The organism is Mesosutterella multiformis (assembly GCF_003402575.1).
Taxonomy (GTDB): Bacteria; Pseudomonadota; Gammaproteobacteria; order Burkholderiales; family Burkholderiaceae_F; genus Mesosutterella; species Mesosutterella multiformis.
Genome location: NZ_BGZJ01000001.1, coordinates 1,610,091 through 1,627,524, shown reverse-complemented (window position 1 = coordinate 1,627,524; position 17,434 = coordinate 1,610,091). Strand labels below are relative to the sequence as shown.

The following is a 17,434-nucleotide window of genomic DNA, read 5'->3' as shown; positions in this document are numbered from 1 at the left end:
TCAGAAAGAGTCCATCAGGGCTGGGACTTATCATCCGCCGCATATCGTTTTTCCAGCTCACGATAGCGATCAAGACCAATGAAGTGATTGAATTCACTGAAGTCAATCATTCTGCTGAGAAACGCGTCACTGGTTCCGTCTCTTGCCAGTTCAGTGAACGCGTCTTTCAAGGTCTTCGCAACCAGATAAAGTGAAGCGCAGGACCAGAACACCCCCGCGTATCCCATTTCCTTCAGTTCAGAGGCCGGAATAATCGGCGTTTTTCCGCCCTCAATCATGTTCGCGAAGAGATAAGTGCCGGTTCCCTCGAATTCGCGGGCCAGCCTTTCAACTTCCTCCCGGTCCCGAAGCGCCTCGATAAAGAGGATTTCAGCGCCGGCATCCGCGTAAAGATGACCCCGCCGGATGGCGTCATCGACCCCATTGATCGCCCGGGTGTCAGTTCGGGCCATGATAACTGTGTTCTTATCAATCCTGGCGTCACACGCCGCGCGGATCTTTTGAACATGGATTTCGGCCGGAATAACCTGTTTTCCTTCCATATGACCGCAGCGCTTGGGCCATTTTTGATCCTCAAAGAAGATGCAGGAAGCGCCAGCCCGCTCATACTCATTTTCAGTCCGGATGACATTCAGGGCATTGCCGTAGCCGGTGTCCCCGTCTCCAATCACAGGAATATCAGTCGCTTCACAGATCTGCTTCAGCGATTCCCGCATCTCGGTAAGAGAAAGCAGCCCGACATCCGGCTGTCCCAGACGGGTAGCGGAGATGGCATAACCGCCCATCGCGAGACAGTTAAGACCTGAAACTTCGGCTATCTTCGCGGACAGCGCGTCATAGATGCCGGGGGCGATCATGAATGTTCCCGTCTCAAGATTCCTTCTGAACTCGAGACGTTTCGCTTCAGAGGTTTTCATGCCTTTGCTCCTTCGGTAAGACGGGAAAAGACCTGAGCGGCACGCTCCCAGTTAAAGACGCCGCAGAGGCAGCTCGCCGCAATTTTTTTAGCCGCCTGTTCCGGTGTCGTAAAACCGTCCTCTATATCCCGAACGAGTTTTTTGATGACTCCGAATGAGACCATGTTGTGACCGCACATGGAGGCAATTTCGAGAACACCTTCCTTTGGCAGTTTTTCGGTTTTGCCGAAGATCCCAAGCGACACATTGGCCGTGTGAGGAGTCAGTCCAGCGCACCGACAGGAGGCCTTGACCTGATCAAATAGCCCTGAAACCACGATGGAAATACCGAGGTCTTCTTTTTTCAGGTCCTGGAGCACTGCTGTGACATCCTCAATATCCCTGAAAACGGCGTGAGAGACTGTGTTGTCACGCGTAAGAGAGACCATTTCGGGCAGCGTCCGCGTGAAGGAATTTCCGGCCACGTTTCCGAAATTCACCGGATTATGAGCGGCGAAAATTTCAAGTGCCCGGGCGAGTTTCGGTGCGGCTCCGTCACGGTTGACACCCCGGGCTGCCATTGCGAGAACCACATAATCATGCGCAAGATCTGACTTTGAGCCGCGCCGATGAAGAGTATGTGTCATGATGCCGCCTCCACTGGAAGAAACGGTTTGCCAAGTCCGACATTGGTTTTTCCGTTGGGACGATAAAAAATGCCGTTCTCTTCCAGAATCTGAATAAGTTCCGGCTCCGATTCCCCCGGACGGATCGGTTCGGCGAGGGCGGCGGAAAAAACGGTATCAACTGTCTTTCCCGCTTCTTCCAGCGCTTCTACCAGTTCAGGTACCCGGCTGACGGGAATCTCAAATTCAACGAGTGCGGAGAGTACCCGCTCCCCCAGTACCTCAGGATTCAGATCTCCATTTCGATCGTTTGTGAAGAGAGAAGTGACTGGATTTTCTTTCTGGAACTCGACGTCAAGGCGGGCGAGGGCTCTGGTGACCGTCTGGACATCTTCGAAACTTGCACTGATTCCGGGACGCCCGAGTTCCACCGCGACGTTGACGAAACCAGCCCGCAGCCGTCCCGTTACGTCGTTGGTTTTCATTTCTTCGGTTCCGCGGCCAAGAACCCCGGTTGATTTATGAGGACTCAAAACATCGGAGAAAGCCGAGCGCAGACTGCGGGGCCACGGCAGTTCCTGAGGCTCAAAAGCGTTGACGGGACAGACCCTGGAACGGAGACAGGCACTGCATTCGACACAGCGGTCCAGATTGACCTCTGAATGGTGCCCGTCAGCCGCAGCGCCAATAGCGCCGACCGGACACACAGGCCAGCATTGGCGGCATCCGATACATTGCTGATTGATATGCATTTTCTTCCCTTGTGAAACGGATTAGAAGGCGGCTACCACAGAGCCTTTGAACTTATCCTTCACAAATTGCTTCACTTCGGGGCTCTGGAACGAGGCGAGGAGAGTCTTGAATTCAGGTTTATCTTTGTCCTCAGTGCGGGTGACAAGAACGTTGGCGAAGTCTGAATCCGCGCCTTCGAGAATAAATGCGTCTTTCTCAGGGGAAAGCTTGGATTTCACCGCCCAGCTGCCGTTGATGACCGCGAACCCCACATCAGGAAGTGACCGGCCGAGGTAAGCGCTGTCAACCTCGCGGAAAACCAGGTGTTTCGGATTCTCAGCGATATCGTGTGTCGTCGCGTGAATTCCGACGCCATCCTTCAGTTTGATAATGCCGTTACGTTCAAGGAGCTGCAGACCGCGGCCGAGATTCGCGGGATCGGCTGGAACGGAAACGAGCATTCCATCCGCGATTTCAGTTTTGGTATGAATTTTCTGAGAATAAACGCCAAGCGGGAAGAGAACGGTTTTCCCAAGCGCAGTGAACTGATATCCCTTTGAGGACTTGGCCTTCTCAAGGAAGGGAACGTGCTGAAACGCGTTGCAGTCAATATCCTTCGCGGCGAGCGCTTCATTTACCTGACCATAATCGGAGAATTCGATAATCTGAACATTCAGTCCCTTTTTGGCAGCGACCTTTTTGGCTTCTTCAGCGACTTCAGCGTGAGGCCCGGACAACGTTCCAAGCTTGATCGTCTTTTGAGCAGAGGATGAATCGTTCTTGCTGCAGCCGAAGAGAGCGATTGCGGGAGAGGCTGCAATAGCAGCGAGAAGGATGCGGCGTTTCATGATTTGTGAGTCCCTATAGCATTAAGCATTGTTACCGTCAGTTTTTTTGTGATCAGATTTGACGGGCGTTTTTTGATTTTTCCGCATCTCAGGGACTATGGATGCTGAGCTCAGGGAACTTATTGGGGTATTACCAGCTGATTTTCTTTAAATACGAAAAGTCACCGTAATATGTCAAAACAAATAAGGCTTTTGATTTGCCGAGAAAATAATTCACCTCAAATAAAAATGCCCGGACATTGCCGGGCATTTTTAGATCAAGCGAGGATTTCCTCAGACTCCGCGGATCATTGTCACAATGACAAGCGCCGCAATGATGAAGAAGAAAACCGCGCTTGTGCGCCGCAGGATGAGAGATGCCTGGGGTGACTTGAAGAACGTCCGGGCCCGGGCAACGGCAAATGTGTAGATCGTCATCACAGCGAAAACGAGGAAAGAGTAGACGATCGTCATGATCACGACCTGCGGAATATAGGCAAGTTTCTGATCGATGAACTGGGGAAGCAGCGAGATAAAGAAGACAAGCGGCTGCGGATTCGTGATCTGCAGCATAAAGGCTTCCGCAAACTGCCTGCGGCCGTTATGAGCCGGGATCGCTCCGTCAGCGATGAGAGACGTGGCAGGCGCTCTCCAGGCCTTGATCCCGAGGTAAATCAGGTAAGCAATACCGATAAAACGGAGAACCGTGAAAATCGTCGGGCTGTTCGCAACGATCACCCCGAGACCTGAAACCGAGGCGGTCATCAGTACCAGAATGCCGACAGCGAGTCCGACCCGACACCAGAAGTTTCCTCTTAGTCCGCCTTGAATTCCCGTTGTGATGGCATAAACAACACCCGCCCCCGGAGCAAAAATGTTGGCGAGTGAAATAACGATGAACATGCTGAAAAGGGAAAGATTAAGCATCGGGCGTCCTGTAAAACAGTTTCAGCCGGAATCTGAGGAGAAAATCCGGCTGTACGATGGAAATTCTAACAAAGCGTTACAGGAAAAGCCTCACCTCCCGCACTCCCGGTAATGGGGCGTGCATGGCGGGTAAACAGCGGTTCTTCAGACTTCATTCCTCTGATAAGCTCACTTCCTCATTCTGAAAAGCAACGCATTCATGGATTTCGCCTCTTACTTTGGAAACCTCGGCCTGTTTGGCGTCGCGCTGAGTGCCTTTCTCTCGTCCACGATTCTTCCGGGAACGAGTGAAGCGGCGGTGATTGCCTATGAGGCGGCTTTCCCGGGACGCACGGCCGCGCTTTTCCTCACGGCAACGCTCATGAATACTGCGGGTGCCATGACTTCCTGGGCTCTCGGACGGTTTATTCCGGAGGGAAAGAAAGTGTCCGAACCGACGCTCGCGAAGCTCCGCCGCTTCGGAACGCCGCTTCTCTTTTTCTCCTGGGTGCCTGTGATCGGGGATGCGCTGTCGCTTGGCGCGGGGCTCATCCGGACACCATTTATTCCAGCGCTTCTTTTCACGCTTCTTGGGAAAGGAGCCCGGTACGCGGCAATACTCGGACTGTTTTCTCTTCTGAAGCCCTGAAAAAAACGGCAGAGATGAACTCTCTGCCATTTGTTTATACCGATTTCCTGTTTTACTTTATGAGGTTAAGCAGGGAACCGGTGTTTGGGATTTCTGAACTGTTTTCGACGGGACGCTCAGGCGCCGGAAGGTCGCCTAGCGGATCCGCGGGGACCTTGCTCTTAGCGGCTTTGGCGGGAACGGTCTTGTTATAGGCGGCAGCGACGCGTCTCACATCCGCGAGTCCCTCCGGATCTTTCGCTTCAGCCGCGACCCGGTACCAGTCATAAGCCTTACGAAGATCTTTTGCCGTTCCGGTTCCGTTTTCGTAGAAGGAACCAATCTTCTTGATCACGGCAAGACGCGGCGGGACATTCTGAGCCGCAATTTCAGGGGAGGGCGCTGCGATGAGGTACCACTCTAGCGCTTTCGCCGGATCCTTCTTGAAGTACACGCCGTTCTCATACATTTCGCCGATCCGGATAGCGCTTGTGATGTCACCCGCCATCACGCCCTTCTGATACCAGTCAAGCGCCTTCGGATAGTCAGGCTTCGCGCCGTTCGCGGTATCCGCTTCCATCTCAGCAAGGTAGCGGGGGGCCTTGAAGTTTCCGAGCGTCCAGGCCTTTTCATAGGCTTCACGGGCGAGCTTCAGATTATAGAAACCGGAATCGTGGTTTCTGTAGATATCACCCATCAGGACGTAGGCGTCATCATCGCCGCGGGCCGCTGCTTTCTTGAACCAGTCAAGCGCCGTCGCGAAATTACGGCGCATGCCTCGGCCTTCCATATAGATCCTGCCCACAAGGGTTTCCGCCGGACCGTAATTCTGATCTGCGCTTCGCTGCAGAAGATTCAGACCATCCTGTCCCTTAGCGAGAAGTGAAACACCGCCGAGGAAGAAGCGACCTTTATAGGTGTCGTTCCGGTTTTGTTCGAGGAGCCACTCACGGATCGCCGGGATTTTGTAGGCGGCGTCAAACCCGTACATATGGTCGCCGTACGCCTTTCCCCGGCTATCAGCATTGGCCGGGATCACAGTTCCAGCCGTAAACCGGATGAAATTGATTGGTTTCCCTTCGCTGTAGAGTGACTTCACAGCGGCGTTCTGCGAGGCAAGGGGGAGGCGGGCCCAAAACTCCGTCTCTCCGATATCCGCACCTTCTTTCTGAAGCACCGTGCGGAGCGCTGCCATCCCAACCGAGGCCTTCGGGTCTCCGGCGGAGGTCACATAGGTAAAGTGATCTGAGGCAAGCGGCTTCAGGAGATCCGCTCCCCACTGGCTCGACACCATCAGAGAACCCGCAAAGAGATCCGGGTTCACGGTGTTGAAATAGAAGGAGAGCATCCCGCCCATCGACTGGCCTGTCGTATAGACGCGGTCCCGATCGACGTTATAGCGATGCATGACGGTTTTCAGAAGCCGGTACGCAATCATCGCTTCAGGTGAAACCGTTGAATCATCCCGGGTTGCGGCTTCCGGTCCCTTGAATGATGGGACAAGGACAATGACCGGCCCCTTTGCCTGGGTTTCAGGCGCGGCCCAGATAATGCCGCCCCAACCCTGCATCAGAGGGGCTTTGACGCCCTTGCCGACAGTGCTCGCGTCCGCCATAAAGAGAACAAGCGGGCAGCGTTCCTTTTTGAGGCAGACTTCCGGAACGTAAACGCTGTAGTCCATTTGCTGGCCCGAGACACCGTCGTGGAAAGTGCCTTCCGTGAAGAGCGAGGCAAGAGAGTCGCGGCGGGAAAGCAGTTCCTTATCGAAGGACTTGTCCGCACCGCCCCATTCGCCTGACCAGGCGGAGCCTGAAGTCTGGGAGGCAGAGGCAGTGCCGGCAGCCGATGCAGCGCCGGATGACAGAGCAAGTGCGAGGCTGAGGACGAAAGCAAGTTTTTTCATCATGGATCTATCGTCTGAAACTCATATTCTTCTGAGTCTAACGCGGAAAAGCTCTGGCGAAGGCAGAAAAGCCGCTCGCCCAGCGGATAAAACCTCTCGTGGATCCCCTGAATAAGGCAGTCTTCAGCGGCTCGCCTGACAGATCTGAAGGAGATGACTGCTGAGCGGAGTCTTCAGCCGCCACACAATATTGATCGGAGCGGATCCCTGATGACTGACGTACACCGCTTCTCCGAGGCACGTATAGCTCATAGCGGATTTCGTCTCCGGATCCGTCCTTCGTTCACGGACAAAGAGGAAAACGCGGCTTCCCCTTTCCTCATGATGGAAATAGCGATCCGCTGTTTCGCTCGTGCTTCTCGTCTGAGACTGGCTCTGCCAGTGGAACTCCCGGTCGTTGATCGCGTAGTCCTCATACCGGGTAGAAGAGGTAAAGTCGCTTTCTGACTTATTGATTGTGATGAGGAAAACGTCAGCCTTCCGGTTTTTGAAGTACTTCACGCCTTCGCGCCAGGTGCAGAGCCGATCCATCGCGATCAGGATCTGGTTTCGGGTATAGGTGCAGCCCGTTTCAAACGGGATACCGTCCGGAGCCGGGTCGCAGATCACTGGAACCGCGTTTCGGCTGTGTTCTGAAATCGTGAGCAGATCAAGAAGTTCCGAGGCGATCACGGGGTTCTCTCTCAGTTCCTCTATCCGGGACACCGGATCCGCGGTGTCCTTTTGACCCGAGCGGAGGAGTTCCGCGAACATCTCTGTGAGACGCCGCTCCCGATCGCTTTCGGTTTCCACCTCCATCCGGAGATCCGGGGTGCTGAGAAGCAGCCTGATCTGTCGGATCAGTTCCGGAGAGTCGATATCGGCCCACCAGCCTTTCGCAAGAGCTTTATTCGCGGAAAGCTCAAAGTCGGTCAGCGGGAAATCTTCCCTTTTTCCAGCGTCCGCGGAGCATCGGGCAAAAGAGCGTTTTGCCTGAATGTAGAAGGATTTCGCGGTAAGACGGTAAAAACGCAGGAAATTCTGAAGTGTCAGCGCTTCGCCCGAGTCGGATTCGAAGTTCCGGATCAGAGACTGCATCCGCGATTCGCCGCGCCCAAAGAACTGCCGGATGTTTTCAAGAATGACCGCCTGAGCCCGTTTCTCGATTTCAATCACACAGCCGCTCGGGAGTCCCGGGAACCCCGTCTGGATCTGCTTCACCGTGCCGCCGGTCGTGACGGAGAGGAGAGCTCGGAACCGCTCTTCGAAGTTGTACCGGGCGTTTGCCTGGCCGACAAAATCGAGCACCGTAAGACAGTCCTTCTGATCGCCGTATTTCCTAAGTCCCCGGCCAAGCTGCTGAAGGAAAACTGTGAGGCTTTCGGTCGGTCTCAGGAACAGGACCGTATTGATGCAGGGGATGTCGACGCCTTCGTTAAAGACGTCGACCGTCATTAGAGCCTTCAGCTTTCCGGTTTCCAGATCAGACGCTGCACTCGATCGGATCCCGTCCGGGGTTGTGCCATCGATCACTTCAGAGGAGATCCCGGCCTCGTTAAATAGCGCTGCCATGGCGCGCGCATGGCTGACGCTCGCGCAGAAGGCAAGGCACTTCATCGAATTCAGGTCTCCGACCTGTTTCTCTAAAGCCTTCAGAATGACGTTATTCCGGAGGCCAGCCGCGCGTCCCTCGGTATAGAGCTCGGTGAGTGCGTTTGAGTCATAGCGGCCGTTCCGCCAGGTGACGTTCTCAAGCGACACGGGGTCATACACCACGTAGTACTGGAAGGGGCAGAGGAGACCATCCTCGATTGCCTGAGGAAGGCGGATTTCAGCGGATATCCCGTGATCGAAATACTGCAGAATGTCCTTTCCATCCATGCGCTCAGGAGTCGCTGTAAGACCGAGAAGAATATCCGGTCTGAAGTGACCGAGAATAGCCTGATAGCTGTCCGCTGCCGCATGATGGAATTCGTCGATTACGATGTAGTCGTAATAGTCTGTGGGAAAACGAGCGACCAAATCCCGATTCAGGCTTTGTACCGAAGCGAAAAGCACGGACTCATCCTCCGGCTTCCGGCCGTTCACCAGGAGATCTCCGAACTCCGGTTTTCCGAGAACCGCCGCGAAGGCAAACTGGCTCTGCTCCAGAATTTCCCGCCGGTGCGCGATAAAGAGAAGGTGCGGCTCACGCCCCTTCTCTGAAACGAAGTGCCTCCGGTAATTCCGGAAGTCAAACGCCGCGATCAGTGTTTTGCCGGTGCCGGTGGCCGCGACGACGAGATTCTTCCGGAAGCCAAGGGCCCGCTCGGACTCGAGTTTCTCGAGAATCTGTTTCTGATGCTCATAGGGCTCAATATCAAACTTCATACTGAGCTTCAGTGGTTTCCCTTTTGAGAGACTCCCCGCGTCTGAGAGCGCCGCCTCGACTGCCGCGTCATCCTCTTTTGTTCCCCGGTACGGCGTAAAACTGCCGCTTTCCCAGTAACGTTCAAAGTTAGACGCGATCTGACGGAAGGTGTCCCCGAGCTCAGTCTTCGTGATTTTGACGTTCCACTCACGGCCGGAGTTCACGGCTACCCGGGTGAGGTTTGAAGAACCGATATAAGCCGTGCTGAACCCTGTGTCGCGGTGGAAGATATAGGCCTTCGCGTGAAGCCGGGTAAGGCCGGGGTTCAGCTCAATCCGGATATCCCCGCCGATTTCCTGCAGCCGCCTGATGGCGGCGAGTTCCGTGCAGCCGGTGAAGCAGGTCGTGATCACGCGGAGTTTCTTTCCCGCCTGGCAGAACGCGGTGAGTTCATCGAGCATCGGACCGATGCCGGAAAACCGCACAAAGGCCACGAGAAGGTCAATCCGGTCCGCGGTCTGGATTTCGGCCTTCAGTTCATGAAGGAGATTCGCGGATCCCCGGTCAGAATCGGTGATCAGCGTCGCGTACGTGACGGAGGTGGAAGGACGGGGAAGGGCAGCCCGCTTTTCGGCGATTGGATGCGCGGGATCCGCTTTCTTCTGAAGGGAGAGCAGTTCTTTTGGCGGGATTGCAAGGAGCGCGTCGTCCGTGACTGCGGGTGTCGAGTCGGAAAGCATCCGGATCAGACGGTTCGCAAGGCTTACCTGACGCTCGGCCGCGGTTTCGCCGATAGCCTCGTCATCGTTTGCCGCGTCATCCGCCGCGGCCTGCAGAGCCTTTTCAATCAGCTCTCCAAGGTAAACACGAAGGAGCCTCGGGATGCCGGCCGGGTCCGGCGCTGTTTCTTCTGTCAGGTACGCCCCGCTGCTTCGGATTTTCTCCTGCAGCACTTCAGTCATCAGGGATTCATAAAGCCCGCAGGGCAGGGCGGGAAGGAGTGGCTTCGTATCCGGCATGGAAATTCGTAACGTCAGGTTTTTCCTGCAGCTTACCAGGGGGACAGGGGACAGGATCCTCCAATACGGGAAATCCAGGAGACTGCGCGCAGAAAACCCGAAACTCTCTGAAAAACGACTGAAAAAATGCCGGGGCAGATTAAAGCCGGATAAAGTTCAATACCAAATACTTCAATAATCGTTATTGTCACACGCTGAAATCAGTCTAATGCCGTGCGGATTTGTGGGGAACGTCGGAAATCCGAAATTCTGAAACACGTTTTAACAGAATTGAAAATGCTACCCTCTCCAATCCGCTAAAATTCTGCACAATCCGCAGGAACAGGCCCTGCGGCTTTTTGTGCTGAATAAAAGGCATAGCGGACAAAAGCTCTGAAACGCGTTGCGAGGAAGGAAGCAGTGGATATTGGTAAACAAAAACTGAGGAAATGGGCGTCGCTCCTGCTGGATACGGGAAAACGGAGCAACCTCATCAGTTTCAAGGATTCGAAGTCCTCGACCGTTGAAGTGCTTTCGCCGTCGCCGGATGAATTGTTTGTGAAAATTCAGAAGGACGCGACGTTTGAGGTGTTTGATCCGCGGCTCTACGGACAGCTGCTTGAAGAGCCGGCAGAAGAGAATTCGGGTGAGGACCTCTTCTCCGAAAACCCTGCCCCGGCACCGGTAAAGAAACCCGCGGACCGCAAGACCGCTTTTATGGAGCTCTATCAGAAGAAGAGCGAGACCGCGCGGAAAAACGAAATCCTTGTATGGAGCAACGGCTCTCCCGCTCCCTTTACGGCGCTCAAAAATATCCGCCGCAAGGCGAAGACCCTGCTTGAAGAAACCGGCGTTAACGTCGCCTACATGGCGTTTGGGTTCATCCACTGGCGGGAGAGTGAGTCATCGTCCGAATTTTTCCGGGCTCCGGTTCTGCTGGTTCCGATCCAGCTCGATCAGTCGTCAGCCGTTTCACCTTACGTTATTCATACGACCGAGGATGACGTGATCGTGAACCCCACGTTCGCGTACAAAATGCAGGAGGAGCAGGGGATTCCGCTCCCCGAGTATGACGAGGAGACCTATAAGTCGCTCTCGGACTATCTCGCCGCGATCAACGAAATGGTTACCCGTCTCGGCTGGACCGTGACGTCAGACTGCCGCATCGGGACGTTCTCGTTTCAGAAGATCAATATGTATCGGGATCTCTTTGATAACGCGGACGAAATCCTCTCGAACGACAACGTGAGGATACTGATTGGAGAGGGCGGCTCATCAGACGGCACCGCAGCAGAAGAGGAGCCTGAAGACGCTGATATCAAGAATCCGCTTACCGAACTCACAACGGTGCTCGACGCGGACTCAAGCCAGATCGGCGCGATTGAGCTCGCCAAATCCGGCCGCAGCTTTGTGCTCCAGGGGCCTCCCGGCACCGGAAAAAGCCACACGATTACCAACATCATCGCGGAATGCCTGAGCGATGGGAAGAAGGTGCTTTTCGTATCAGAAAAGCTCGCCGCTCTGAATGTCGTCTATGAAAAACTCCGCGCGGCGGGTCTCGGTGACTTCTGTATTCAGCTTCACAGCCAGAAAGCGAATAAGAAGGACTTCATCGGTGACCTGAACCGGACACTTCTCACGCCGAAAACCGAGGTGCCGGCTGAGGCGGCGGACGAAATCGCCGTAAAGGAACAGGCGCAGAAGCAGCTTGACGCCTATGCGGAAGAACTGCATAAAACGCGCCCTGTCATTGAAAAGACCCTTTATCAGCTCTACGAGGTCTACGCGTCGCTCCGAAATGCGCCGAAAGTCTTTTGGGCGGTGCCTGACCTGCAGACCAAAGGCCGGGACTTCCTCATTGAAACCGTGCCGCTTCTTGAGCAGTTTGTGGACTTCGCGCCTTCGATTGGCTATCGCTACCGAGAGAACGCCTGGTTCGGCTACTCAAAAACCGATACGACTTACCAGGCGAAGGCTGAGACGCAGAAGAACCTCGGAGACGCTTCCAAAGTCCTCCGGGCACTCGTGCCGCTTGCCGAAGAAATTTCGAAGAAGTATGGGGTCGCCTGTTCGTCAATTGAGGATGCCCGGTTCTGGCAGGAGTTCTTCGCCTTCGCGTCGAAGTCTGATGCCATTACCCCTGCGCTCTTCCAGAAAGAAAACTTCCGGAAGGTGACAGAAGGACTGAAGACACTCGAAACGATCAGCTCCGATATCAAGACCCGCCGCAAAGCGCTTGATACCAAGTTCGATGCCGGAATCTTTGAGCTCGATGGCGCGGCTGTCAATGAGAAGCTGATCACTCAGTTCGATGGATTCTTCTCGCGGCTTTTTAATGGCGAATATAAGTCCATCATCCGGAAGCTCAGAAGCTGCCGGAAGGACGGCGCGAAACCGTCTTTCGAAGAAGCGGTGGCGCAGACTGAGGCGCTTGAGGTTTATCAGCGAAAGACACATGAATTCAAAACCGCGGAGACTGAAATCCGCCCGTTCCTCGGGACTGCCTACGCGGGGCTCGACACCGACTGGGCCTATTTTGGAAATCAGCTTGGGACTCTGAAGGAAGTCCTCTCCAAGGGAGTTTCCTTTGGGAATATCGCGACTTACAGTGACTTCCTTTCCGAAAGGAAGGCATTCGCGGACTTCGCATCAGAGCTTCAAAATGTTCTCAGCGCGGAGGCCGAGACTGCACTTTCAGGCGTATCAGACGCTTTTGATCCGAAGGTCTTTGATCTTGGGAAAACGGATGGACCGGCAGCCCTTGATAAGCTGAACCGCTGCCTGGCGTCTGCATCCCAGCTCGACAACTGGTGCCACTTCCGGGCGCTTCTCGAACGGCTCTCGACGCTTGGCATTCTGCCTTATGTCGATCTGGCGATTGAAAAGCAGATCGAGCCTAAGGATCTCGTCAGCGCGTTTAAGCGTCTTTTCGTCTTCCAGTGGATTGATTCGATTCTCGCGTCAAGCCCGGTTCTCTATTCCTTTAACCGGATTTCGCAGGACAAGGCGATTGAGGTCTTCCGTGAGAAAGACACCGAACAATTTGAACTGAATAAAGAAATTATCAAGGCGAAGCTTTCCGCTGAACGCCCGTCGCTTGATCGGGTGCCGCGCGGAAGCCCGGTTGCCATCATTCGTCATGAGGGCGAAAAGAAGCGCCGTCTGAAGAGCATCCGAACGCTTCTCACAGAGGCTGGCGACGTGATTCAGACGCTGAAACCTTGTTTCCTCATGTCGCCTCTCAGCGTGAGCACTTATCTCACGAAGGGATCCGTGCATTTCGATGTGGTGATCTTTGACGAAGCGTCGCAGATCTTCCCGCAGGACGCTGTCGGCGCGATCTACCGCGCGAAGCAGCTGATCGTGGTCGGTGACTCGAAGCAGATGCCGCCTAGCAACTTCTTCAACGCCTCGATTGAGTCTGATGATGACATGGATGAGGAGACTGAAGACGTCACGAACTTTGAGTCGATTCTCGATCTCTGCTCGACCTCCATGCGGCAGCTGCGCCTCCTCTGGCACTATCGCAGCCGCTACGAACAGCTGATCGCGTTCTCAAACAAGAATTTCTACGATAATCAGTTGATTACGTTCCCGTCAACCAAGACTGACGCCAAGTGGATCGGTGTTGACTACTACCACTGCGACAGTCTCTTTGACCGCAGGTCTCACACGAACCGCAAGGAAGCGGAGTTTATTGTCGACCTGATCTATAAGAACTTCGAGAAGTTCCCGGACCGGAGTCTGGGTGTGGTGGCGTTCAGCGTCGCGCAGCAGGAACTGATTGACGATCTGCTTACCGCGCGCCGTCAGACGCGGCCCGAGATGGAGCCCTTCTTCCGGAATACGGAAAATGAACCTTTCTTCATCAAGAACCTCGAAACGGTGCAGGGTGATGAGCGCGACACAATCATCTTCAGCGTCGCTTACGGCAAGGACGCCCAGGGGCGGCTCCTGCTCAACTTTGGTCCGCTTAACCGGGCAGGGGGAGAGCGCCGTCTGAACGTCGCGGTGACCCGCGCGAAATCGAATGTCCAGCTCGTTTCCTCGATGCACTACACGGATATCGATCTGAAGCGGACAAATTCTGAAGGCGTGAGGCTGCTCCGCGAATATCTCGACTACGCGGAGAATGGCGACAAAGCGCTGGAGCGTTCGATCAGCGTTCCCTCTGACGACCAGTTCGACTCTGACTTCGAAATGGAGGTCTGTGAGTTCCTGCGATCCAACGGCTTCTCGGTGGACTCTCAGGTCGGGTGCTCCGGATTCCGGATTGACCTTGGGCTCCGGATGCCGGAGAGCTCGGACTATGTGCTCGCGATTGAGTGTGACGGCGCGACGTACCACTCCTCGAAGAATGCCCGCGACCGCGATCGCCTCCGTCAGCAGATTCTTGAGCGGATGGGGTGGAAGTTCCACCGCGTCTGGTCAACGGACTGGTTCCGGAACCGGGCAGAGGAAGAACGGCGCCTCCTTGAGGCGGCCACAAAGGCGGTCCGAAACGGTGCGTCCTACGATCCCCTGAGTGTCCGGGATTCAGCGGACACTTCCGCCAATCAGAAAATCGACACGGAGAATGCCGCAGCCTGAAGTCTGGCCGATTTTCAGAAAGCAGAATTAGGTGCTTCCGCTTACTTAAGACAAATTGTCTGAAACAAAAGATCCGGGGATATTCCTCCCCGGGTCTTTTTATATGGTGAATTATCAAATCAAGTGCAAAGTTACTGAATAAAAGACTTCAGCCGGACACTTCCAATTGAGACGTTTTCTGGGTCTGAAATTCAGAGCATTGAACCGTTTCTGAACTTCTGCCTGAGAAATTTTATCGATACTCATTCCTTTTGGGAAAAAGTCTCTAAGAAGTCCGTTTGTATTTTCATTACTTCCTTTCTCCCATGGATGATGAGGCAAGCAGAAATACACTTTGGTTCTGAGATCTTTCTCCAGTTTTTCAGCCCAGGAAAATTCTTTTCCGCGATCTACGGTAATCGTACGCAGATCCTTATCTGACAGAGATTTCTCAATTACGGCAGACACATCGGCCGCAGTCTTGGAAGCGGTTTTCCCGCCACAGAGAAAGCCGGACTTCCTATCGACCAGAGTCGTGAGGCAGGCTCCGCCCTTTTTTCCGATGACGGTATCGCCTTCCCAATCCCCCAGGCGAGATCTGTTCTGAGCTTCCAGGGGTCGCTCTTCAATGCTGTGAGTGATCTGGATCTTTCCTCGCCTCTCGGTCATGCCTTTACGGTGACGCGTTTTACCGTGGTGTCGCAGGTGTCGGGACATCTTTCGGCCATCCACAAAGCGATCCAGAAAGCCAGAATTGATTCCTCGGTAGATTGTCGTGGCGCTGATCCTTAGATTCGGCAGCTCCTTTCTGAGCCTGAAAGTTCTACAACAGGCACACGTTCGGTTGATTTCGGCTGAGTAGACCGCAGAAAGGGGATGTTTTCTGCGTTTTTTCTTGACCCATTTAGTGTTACTATATATAATATAGATAACATTATTGGAGCCAGCCATGTCCCGCACCTATACCGGAAAAATCCATGTCGGCCAGCGCCGCGTAACCCGCGCCAATGGGGATGTCTACGTCTACGAGCGCCACACGCAGTACGACCGGGAGACGCAGAAGACCGTCACGTTGAAAAACAAGCTTTTGGGCAAACTAGACCCTGAGACAGGCGAAATTGTTCCGACAAGGCCTAAAAGCAGGTCTAAGAAGGAGGCTTCCGCCTCCATCGAGCACGCCTGCCTGGCTGACATCCTGGACCTTGTCGCAAGGGAAACCGGGATCGACAAGGGGCTTGAAAGCGCCTTCGGGACGGCCGCGGCTCAGAAGATCGCCACCATCGCCCGTTACCTGATCGCCACGGACGGCGCGGCGATCCCCCGCATGGAGGCCTGGCAGGTCGGCCACCCGACGCCCTACGAGGAAGGCCTGGGCGAAAGCGCCTGCAGCGAGCTCTTCGACAAGGTCGGCAAGGATGGCGACGGGCAGCAGAAGTTCTTTGCCTCCCGGGCGGCAAGGCTCGAGACGTCCCCGAGCATCGCCTTCGACTCGACCACGGTTTCGACCTACAGCTCGGGGCAGGCCGAGGCCCGCCAGGGATTCAACAAGGACGGCGACGGGCTGGACACCGTCAAGCTGCTCACGCTCTACTCGGTGAATGACCGCCAGCCCGTCGCCTTCGCGAAGCAGCCGGGGAACGTGCCGGACGTCATCTCCATCCAGAACGCCATCCGCCAGCTCCAGTGCTTCGACATCGACAAGCCCGTCGTAGTTACGGACAACGGCTTCTACAGCCAGGCGAACATGGCGGAGTTCGCACGGAACAGCATGAAGTTCCTGACGCTCGCCTCGCCCTCCACCCTCTGGATTCGGGAGATCGTCGACGAGCTGCGCGACAGGCTCGACTCGGTGTCCTCCGTCTGCTCGTTCGACACTTCGGTCCATTGCGCCTCGAAAATGGTCATGAAGGAGCTGTCCGTCGTCAGGCAGAGGAGCCGCGGCGGCATTGCCGCCGGCGAGGCGGAGACCTTCAGCCGCAGGCTCTATGTCCATGTCTGCTATTCCAGGGACCGCGCCACAAAGGACGAGCAGAGGCTGGTGAACGACCTGTTCGAGCTCAAGAGGCTCGTCGAGGCTGGCGAGCAGCTCTCCCCCGCGGGCGAAAAGAAGGCGGAGAAGTTCCTCCACTGTTCGACCGTGGGCCGCGGCGGGAAGCTGAAGGTGGCCTTCAGAGACGAGGCCTTCCGCGAGGCCAGGAAGTATTTCGGTTTCTTCGCGCTTGTCTCCAATGAGGTCAAGGACGCCGAGGAGGCGCTGAAGTCCTACAGGCTGAGGGAGAAGATTGAGGAGCTCTTCAATGTCCAAAAGAATGGCATGGACGGGAGCCGCCCACGCGTCTGGCACCCTGACAGCCTTCAGGGCAGGCTCTTCGTGCAGTTTGTCGCGCTCGGCTACCACTGCTACCTCACCAAGCGGATTGGCGAGATCAAGGAGCGGCTCGGCACGGAAAAGGATGGGAAGACGAAGGCCGAGCTCGATCTGGAAGTCAGTCTCAAGAAATGGCTTGAGGCCAGGTCCCTGATTCAAGTCCTCGAGTGGTTTGACTGCGTGAAGACGACCTCCGTGATGACGCCGCGGGGAATGAGGCGCTGGAGCACCGAGTCCGTGAAGCGCGACCAACTGTTCCTGAAGCTGCTCGGCATTTGATGAGCCAGAGCCACGAAGGCTTTCGTGGCTCTATTGCAGAACTTTTGGGTTCTGAGACGGTATTGAATCTGCTCCGGAGACCAGAATTTCTTAACCAGCAGATTTGAGACAATCCTTGTCAGCAACGAGTCAGACTTCAGAATGTTTCTCTTTCCGCAATGCTTTCTCTGTCTCTGATATCGGGCCTGCGCGGCACAGGGATCATAGGCAGCTGAAGCCCCATCCTGGGCCGATACAGCCTTGTTTCGCTTCAGTTCGCGGGAGATCGTAGAAACATTTTTCCCAATCGCACATGCAATTTCAGACAGGGATTTGCCTGAAATCGTTAAAGCCGAAATAAATACTCTGTCCCGAAGGAGGGTGAGGAAAATTT

The 17,434-nt window shown here is 55.0% G+C and carries 10 protein-coding genes and 2 pseudogenes; 3 read left to right on the top strand and 9 right to left on the bottom strand.

Annotated features, from left to right (window positions below; translation table 11 throughout):
- Positions 1-14: 14 nt before the first annotated feature.
- The 5 genes from M4NBBH2_RS07460 to M4NBBH2_RS07440 form a co-directional block, all read right to left on the bottom strand.
- Positions 15-917: an isocitrate lyase/PEP mutase family protein gene (locus M4NBBH2_RS07460; RefSeq protein WP_116270347.1), complete on the bottom strand. Its 903-nt coding sequence runs from the start codon at positions 915-917 to the stop codon at positions 15-17.
- Entirely contained in the window at positions 914-1,543 is a 630-nt protein-coding gene (locus M4NBBH2_RS07455; RefSeq protein ID WP_116270346.1) for a hypothetical protein, read from the bottom strand. Before M4NBBH2_RS07455 ends, M4NBBH2_RS07460 begins: the two co-directional genes overlap by 4 nt.
- A complete protein-coding gene (locus M4NBBH2_RS12440; RefSeq protein ID WP_116270345.1) occupies positions 1,540-2,274 on the bottom strand; it encodes a 4Fe-4S binding protein in 735 nt (244 codons plus the stop codon). The genes M4NBBH2_RS07455 and M4NBBH2_RS12440 overlap by 4 nt, the downstream gene beginning before the upstream one ends.
- A 21-nt stretch (positions 2,275-2,295) precedes the next feature.
- Positions 2,296-3,102 carry a MetQ/NlpA family ABC transporter substrate-binding protein gene (locus M4NBBH2_RS07445; RefSeq protein WP_116270344.1) on the bottom strand — a complete coding sequence of 269 codons (807 nt, stop codon included), beginning with the start codon at positions 3,100-3,102 and terminating at the stop codon, positions 2,296-2,298.
- Between the two features lie 273 nt (positions 3,103-3,375).
- A complete protein-coding gene (locus tag M4NBBH2_RS07440; protein WP_116270343.1) occupies positions 3,376-4,008 on the bottom strand; it encodes a LysE family translocator in 633 nt (210 codons plus the stop codon).
- A 199-nt stretch (positions 4,009-4,207) separates the two neighbouring features.
- Between M4NBBH2_RS07440 and M4NBBH2_RS07435 the strand changes: the two genes are divergently transcribed.
- Positions 4,208-4,636: a YqaA family protein gene (locus M4NBBH2_RS07435; RefSeq protein WP_116270342.1), complete on the top strand. Its 429-nt coding sequence runs from the start codon at positions 4,208-4,210 to the stop codon at positions 4,634-4,636.
- Positions 4,637-4,688: 52 nt separating this feature from the next.
- Here M4NBBH2_RS07435 and M4NBBH2_RS07430 read toward each other — a convergent pair whose 3' ends face one another.
- Positions 4,689-6,521: an alpha/beta hydrolase-fold protein gene (locus tag M4NBBH2_RS07430; RefSeq protein WP_116270341.1), complete on the bottom strand. Its 1,833-nt coding sequence runs from the start codon at positions 6,519-6,521 to the stop codon at positions 4,689-4,691.
- Positions 6,522-6,641: 120 nt separating this feature from the next.
- Positions 6,642-9,866, bottom strand: a complete 3,225-nt coding sequence (locus tag M4NBBH2_RS07425) for a DUF3427 domain-containing protein (RefSeq protein ID WP_116270340.1) — start codon at positions 9,864-9,866, stop codon at positions 6,642-6,644.
- A gap of 399 nt (positions 9,867-10,265) precedes the next feature.
- Here M4NBBH2_RS07425 and M4NBBH2_RS07415 point away from each other — a divergent pair, with 399 nt between their 5' ends.
- On the top strand, positions 10,266-14,435 hold the full coding sequence (locus M4NBBH2_RS07415; protein ID WP_202973738.1) for a PDDEXK-like endonuclease domain-containing protein: 4,170 nt from the start codon (positions 10,266-10,268) through the stop codon (positions 14,433-14,435).
- Positions 14,436-14,549: 114 nt separating this feature from the next.
- On the opposite strand, the pseudogene M4NBBH2_RS07410 reads toward M4NBBH2_RS07415, so the two are convergent.
- A pseudogene (locus tag M4NBBH2_RS07410) lies at positions 14,550-15,233 on the bottom strand (IS30 family transposase); the annotation flags it as partial.
- Positions 15,234-15,363: 130 nt separating this feature from the next.
- On the opposite strand from M4NBBH2_RS07410, the gene M4NBBH2_RS07405 reads away from it, so the two are divergent.
- The gene (locus M4NBBH2_RS07405) at positions 15,364-17,061 is read left to right on the top strand and encodes an IS1634 family transposase (protein WP_116270150.1); all 1,698 of its coding nucleotides are present in this window, start codon (positions 15,364-15,366) and stop codon (positions 17,059-17,061) included.
- A 44-nt stretch (positions 17,062-17,105) separates the two neighbouring features.
- On the opposite strand, the pseudogene M4NBBH2_RS12420 reads toward M4NBBH2_RS07405, so the two are convergent.
- Positions 17,106-17,432: pseudogene (locus tag M4NBBH2_RS12420) on the bottom strand (helix-turn-helix domain-containing protein); the annotation flags it as partial.
- Positions 17,433-17,434: the final 2 nt, after the last annotated feature.